The following is a 6,166-nucleotide window of genomic DNA, read 5'->3' as shown; positions in this document are numbered from 1 at the left end:
CTATGTCCCCGGCGACGCCGGCCCCGCCTTCGTCACGCCCGCGCAGATCCGTCCGGCCGCGTGAACGCCCCGGCCCCTCGCCTCCGCGCCGAAGGCGTGTCGAAGCTCTATCCGGGAGTCCAGGCGCTCGATGCCGTGGATTTCGAGGTTCATGCCGGCGCGGTCAACGTGCTGATCGGCGAGAATGGTGCCGGCAAGTCGACGCTGATGAAGATCATCGCCGGGGTCGAGCAGCCGAGCGGCGGCCGGCTGCTCCTCGACGGCGCGGAAGTGACCTTCGCCGATCCCGCCGCCGCCGCACGCCAGGGCGTGTGCATGGTGTTCCAGGAACTCAGCCTGTTCGCCAATCTCAGCATCGCCGAGAATATCTTCATCGGCCGCGAGCGCTGCCGGCTGGGCATCGATATCGACCAGGGTTCGGAGATCACCCGCGCCCGCGAAGTGCTGGCCTGGCTGCGCCATCCGCTCGATCCGCGCGCGCTGGTCTCCTCGCTCACCATCGGCCAGCAGCAGATCGTCGAGATCGCCCGCGCCCTCGCCCAGGATGCCCGCGTGCTGATCCTCGACGAGCCGACATCGGCGCTCAGCGCCGCCGAGGCGGAGACGCTGTTCGGCGTGATCGCGGAACTCAAGGAACGCGGCGTCGCCATCGTCTATATCTCGCACCGGCTGGAGGAGCTGAAACGGATCGGCGACCACGTCACCGTGCTACGCGACGGCCGCCTGGTCGCGACCGCCGAGATGCGCGACGTCGACGTGCCGTGGATCGTCCGTCAGATGATCGGCCGGGACGCGCCCGCCCGTGCGGATTGCGTGCGCGGCGCGCTGGGCGGCGAAGTGCTGCGCGTCACCGATCTCACGCTGCCGCGCGAGCGCGGCGGCTTCGTCGTCGATCATGTCTCGCTGTCGGTTCGCACCGGGGAGATCGTCGGCATCTATGGCCTGCTAGGCGCCGGGCGGACCGAATTGCTCGAATCGATCATGGGCTGCCGTCGCGATGCGGCGGGAAGCGTCACGGTCGCCGGTGCCGATATCAGCCGGCGCGATATATGCGGGAGGATGGCGGCGGGCGTCGCGCTCGTGCCCGAGGATCGCCGCCATGCCGGCTTCGTCGGCACCTTCTCGGTCGCGCGCAACCTGACGCTGGCGAGCCTGCGCCGGTTCACCCGCCTGTTTTACCTCGATCCCGCGCGCGAGGCATCGGCCGTCGCCGCCTCGACCAGCGATCTCGCGATCAAGACGGCGGGGCCAGACACGCCCGTCACCACGCTTTCGGGCGGCAACCAGCAGAAGGTGGTGATCGGCAAGGCGCTCCTCACCCGGCCCAAGGTGCTGCTGCTCGACGAACCGACGCGCGGGGTCGATGTCGGCGCCAAGGCCGAGCAATATCGCCTGATCCGCCGCCTCGCCGACGAGGGGCTGGGTGTTCTCTTCGCGACGTCCGAGCTCGATGAGCTTACCGCCTTGGCCGATCGCGTGCTGGTGATGCGCGAAGGCGTCATCGCGCTGGACCTGCCGTGTGGCGACGCGGACCATGACACGATAACCGCCGCCGCGAATCCGCGGGCCGAGGCGGCATGAAGGGGGCATGATGGGAGGCGACACGCTGCTCTTGCTGATGCGGCTGAGGACGGTGATCGCATTGGTCGTCGTGCTCGCCATATTCTCGGCCGCGGCACCCAATTTCCTGAGCAGCGCCAACATGGTGCTGATGCTGAAGCACGTCGCCCTGAACGCGATCCTGGCGATCGGCCTCACCTATGTGATCGTCGCCGGCGGGATCGACCTGTCGGTCGGCTCGGTCGCGGGCCTCACCGGCATGGTCGCGGGCTTCCTGATGCTGAACGGGGTGCCCGTCGGCAGCGACATGCTGGTGCGCTTCAACCTGTTCGAGATCGTCCTGATCGTGCTCGCGCTCGGCGTCTTGATCGGACTGGTCAACGGATTGCTGGTCGCCCGGCTCAAGGTCGCGCCGTTCATCGCCACGCTGGGCACGCTCTATGTGGTGCGCGGCGCGGCGCTGCTTTCGTCGGACGGGCGGACCTTCCCCGATCTGGTCGGCGACGCCTATTACGGCACGTCCGGCTTCCCGGTGATCGGCGGCGGCTATCTGCTCGGCCTGCCGGTCTCGGTATGGATCCTCGCCGTCATCGCCGCGCTCGCCGCCTATGTGACGATGCGCACCCCGCTCGGGCGGCAGATCTACGCGGTCGGCGGCAACGCCGTCGCCGCCGCGCTCTCCGGCATCCGGGTCGGGCGGGTGCTGATCGTCACCTATATGGTCTCCGGCTTCTGCGCCGCCGTGGTGGGTCTGATCATCGCTTCCGAGCTCCAGGCCGCGCATCCCGCGACCGGCGAGACCTTCGAGCTCAACGCGATCGCCGCGGCGGTACTCGGCGGCGCTTCGATGAGCGGCGGGCGCGGCACGATCCTCGGCACTTTGGTCGGCGCCGCGGTGATCGGCGTATTGGGGGACGGTATGGTGATGATGGGCGTCAGCGCCTTCTGGCAGATGGTGATCAAGGGGCTGGTGATCATCGCCGCGGTGCTGCTCGACGGCGCCCAGGCGCGGCTCCAGCACCGCGTCGCGATCCGGCGCGCGGCGGCGGCCGCCTGATGCTGCGCGGCGGTCTCATCGGCTGCGGCTTCTTCGCCGCCAACCAGCTCCACGCCTGGCACGACCTCGACGGAGTCGAGATCGTCGCGATCTGCGATACCGATCCGGCCCGGCTGGCCGCTACCGGCGATCAGTTCGGCATCGCCGCGCGCTATGCCGACGCGGCCGCGATGCTCGCCGCCGAACGGCTCGATTTCGTCGACATCGCCACTACCCCGCCCAGCCACCGCGCGCTGGTCGAGCTCGCCGCGCGGCATGGCGTGCCGGTCATCTGCCAGAAGCCGCTCGCTGCGACGTTCGAGGATGCCCGGGCGATGGTCGCCGCCTGCGATGCCGCGGGCGTGGCGATGATGGTCCATGAGAATTTCCGCTGGCAGGCTCCGATCCGCGCCGTCCGCGCCGCGATCGAGGCGGGCGCGATCGGCACGCCCTTCTTCGCGCGCTTCGCCTTCCGCTCGGGCTTTGACGTCTATGCGGCGCAGCCCTATCTGGCCGAGGGCGAGCGCTTCATCATCGAGGATCTCGGCATCCACGTCCTCGATATCGCCCGCTTCGTGATGGGCGAGGCGACGACGCTCTTCTGTCGCACCCAGCGCGTCAATCCGGCGATCCGCGGCGAGGATGTCGCGACAATCCTGCTCGGGCATGGCGACCGCGCGACCAGTATCGTCGATTGCAGCTATGCGACGCCGATCCACGACGATCCCTTCCCCCAGACGCTGATCGAGGTCGATGGCGATCATGGGCGGATGCGGCTGGAAGCGGGCTATCGCCTGGTCGTCGAGAATCGCGAGAGCATCGAGACGCGCGACGTCTCCCCGCCGCTGCCGGCCTGGGGGGAGAAGCCGTGGCACGGCATCCAGGAAAGCGTCGTGGCGATCCAGCGGCACTGGGTCGAATGTCTGGCCACGGGCCGCGCGCCCGCGACGTCCGGCCATGACAATCTGCGCACGCTCGCGCTGGTCGATGCCGCCTATCGCAGCGCCGCCGAAGGACGCGCGGTCGATGTCGCGCCGCGCTGACGCGCTCTACGGCACCGACGAAGCCGAACCGGAGCCGCTCCGGTTCGCGGTAGGGCCGCTTTCGTTCGAACTGCTCGAAGGGAATGTCCGCGCGGTCCGCGTCGGCAGCGCCGAGATGCTGCGCGGCATCCAGTATCTGGTGCGCGACCGCGATTGGGGCACGCCGGTGCCGGCGATCCGCGACCTCAAGCTGTCCGAAGCGCCCGGGGAAGTGTCGATCACCTATGAGGCGTCGGTGCGGGATCCCGACGGCGCCGTGCTGCGCTACGCGGCCACGATCGCCGCCTCGCCCACCGGCCTCGATTTCACCGTGGACGCGGTGGCCGGGGCGGACTTCGTCACCAACCGGCTCGGCTTCTGCGTGCTCCACCCGGCAGCGCTGGCCGGCGCGCCGCTCACCGTCGAGCATGGCGACGGCCAGGCGGTCCAGTCGCAATTCCCGGTGCTGATCGATCCCTGGCAGCCCTTCACCGATATCCGCGCGCTGATCCACCGGCAGGAAGGCGTCGCCATCGCCTGCCGCATGGAGGGCGACGTGTTTGAGATGGAGGACCAGCGCAACTGGTCCGACGCTTCCTACAAGACCTATGTCCGCCCGCTGGCGCTGCCATGGCCCTATGTCGTGCCGGCGGGAAGCGCCAACCGCCAGTCGGTGCGGATCGACATCGAAGGAACGCCGCCCCCCGCCACCGTCGCGACAGGTGCGCCGGTCGAAATCGTACTCGGCGACCGGGTCGGCCCGATGCCGCGCATCGGCCTGGTCGTCACGCCCGCCGAGGCGGCGGCGACGCTAGCGCGGATGGACGCTCTCGAAACGCTGGGCGTGCAGGATCTGCTGCTCACCTTCGCCGCGCATGCCGGCCACGGCGCCGCCGAAATGGCGGCTCTGGCGGAGGTCGCGCGGCGATCCAAAGCCCGCGCCACGCTGGAATGCGTGCTCGCCGCGACCGGCAATCTCGATGCGGAATTGCGCACCATCGCCGATCATGCCGCCCGGGCCGGACTTGCACCCGATGCCGTGTCAGTCTTCCCCGCGCCCGACCTGCAATCGACGCCGCCCGGCAGCGCCTGGCCCGCCTGCCCGCCGCTGGAGCATGTCTATGCCGCCGCCCGGCGCGCGTTTCCGGGCATCCCGCTCGGCGGGGGCATGTTCAGCTATTTCACCGAGCTGAACCGCAAGCGCCCGCCAGTCGCGCTGCTCGATTTCGTGACGCATGCCACCTGCCCGATCGTCCATGCCGCCGACGATCTCAGCGTCATGCAGACGCTGGAGGCCCTGCCCCATATCGTCCGCTCGGCGCGGGGGATCATCGGCGCGAAGCCCTATCGGCTGGGTCCGAGCACGATCGGGATGCGCCAGAACCCCTATGGGTCGCGGACGATGGACAATCCCGGCCGCCGCCGCATCGCGATGGCGGAAGTCGATCCCCGCCAGGAGGGTCGCTTCGCCGCCGCCTGGGCGCTGGGCTATGCCGCCGCCAGCGAAGCGGCGGCGCTCGAACTGCTGACGCTCGGCGCGCTGACCGGCCCGTTCGGAGTGCTGGGCGGAGACGGCCCGCGCCCGGTCTTCGCCGCGGTGCGCGACCTCGCCGCGCTCGCCGGCCTCCCGCGCCGCGCCTGCCGCTCCTCCGCGCCGGACCGGGTACGCGCGGTTGGGGCGGAGGGTCCGGAAAGCACCGTCGTGCTGCTCGCCAACATCACCGCCGAACCCTGCGACGTCATGCTCGACGGCGCACCCGGAAAGATCAGCCTCGACGCCTACGAAACCGCGCGCATCGCGATCGCCTGACGGGCCTCAGCCCGTCGCCTCGCTCTCGTGGTTGTGCGAGTAGAGATGGTTCGAGCGCTCCAGATGGCCGCTCATCAGCGTCTCGGCGCCGTCGGGATCATGCGCTTCGATCCGGTCGATCACGGCTTCATGATCGCTCAGCGTGCGTTCGCTCTTGCCCTGCCAGATGAGCATGTGCGCGTGATATTCCTGCAGCCAGCCGAGCATCATCTCGCTGACCGCGCTGTAGATGGGGTTGCCCGTGATCTTCGCGATCCGGTTGTGGAAGCTCATGTCGATCCGCACGAACTCGGCCGCGTCCCCCGCGGCGCTGCGCTGCTGATCGACGATCGCCCGCAGCGCCGCCACATCCTCGGCAGTGGCGATCTCGGCCGCGCGGCGCACCATGCCGCGCTCGAAGAAGCTGCGCGCCTCCTTCAGATGCTCCAGCGATTCCGGCGAGGTCGAGAGCAGCAGCTGCGCCACCATATCGACCTGACGGATCGCCGCCAGCGCCGTGATCTCGCGCACGCGGGCCCGCTCGCCATGGCTGATCGTCACCAGCCCCAGATTGGAGAGCGCCTGCATCGCCTCGCGGATCGCGGGCCGGCCGACGCCGAAGCGCGCCATCAGCTCGCGCTCGGACGGCAGCGTCTCGCCCGGGCTGCGTTCGCCGCTGACGATCATCGCCTTCAGCCTGTCGAAGACTTCGTCCGCCAGCTTGCGTCTGACGATGGTTTCATTTGCCGGAAGCGTCAC

At 69.6% G+C, this 6,166-nt stretch carries 5 protein-coding genes; 4 read left to right on the top strand and 1 reads right to left on the bottom strand.

The features are described 5' to 3' along the window. From HB724_RS15255 to HB724_RS15240, 4 genes are all read left to right on the top strand, one after another. Positions 1-1,581: sugar ABC transporter ATP-binding protein (locus HB724_RS15255; RefSeq protein ID WP_213981798.1), on the top strand; the 1,581-nt coding region annotated here is incomplete at its 5' end. 10 nt (positions 1,582-1,591) lie between these two features. Beyond that, positions 1,592-2,617 (top strand): ABC transporter permease, encoded by a 1,026-nt coding sequence (locus HB724_RS15250; protein WP_213981797.1) that lies wholly within the window; start codon positions 1,592-1,594, stop codon positions 2,615-2,617. Continuing rightward, positions 2,617-3,639, top strand: a complete 1,023-nt coding sequence (locus HB724_RS15245) for a Gfo/Idh/MocA family oxidoreductase (RefSeq protein WP_213981796.1) — start codon at positions 2,617-2,619, stop codon at positions 3,637-3,639. The genes HB724_RS15250 and HB724_RS15245 overlap by 1 nt, the downstream gene beginning before the upstream one ends. Continuing rightward, positions 3,623-5,428, top strand: a complete 1,806-nt coding sequence (locus HB724_RS15240) for a hypothetical protein (protein WP_213981795.1) — start codon at positions 3,623-3,625, stop codon at positions 5,426-5,428. Before HB724_RS15245 ends, HB724_RS15240 begins: the two co-directional genes overlap by 17 nt. 6 nt (positions 5,429-5,434) lie before the next feature. Here HB724_RS15240 and HB724_RS15235 read toward each other — a convergent pair whose 3' ends face one another. Beyond that, positions 5,435-6,166, bottom strand: coding sequence for a transcriptional regulator NanR (locus tag HB724_RS15235; protein WP_213981794.1), 732 nt, complete (start codon positions 6,164-6,166; stop codon positions 5,435-5,437).

This window comes from Sphingomonas sp. dw_22, from assembly GCF_018449795.1.
Taxonomy (GTDB): domain Bacteria; phylum Pseudomonadota; class Alphaproteobacteria; order Sphingomonadales; family Sphingomonadaceae; genus Sphingomonas.
The sequence above is the reverse complement of the archived record's forward strand: the minus strand, read 5'-3'. Positions and strand labels throughout refer to the sequence as shown.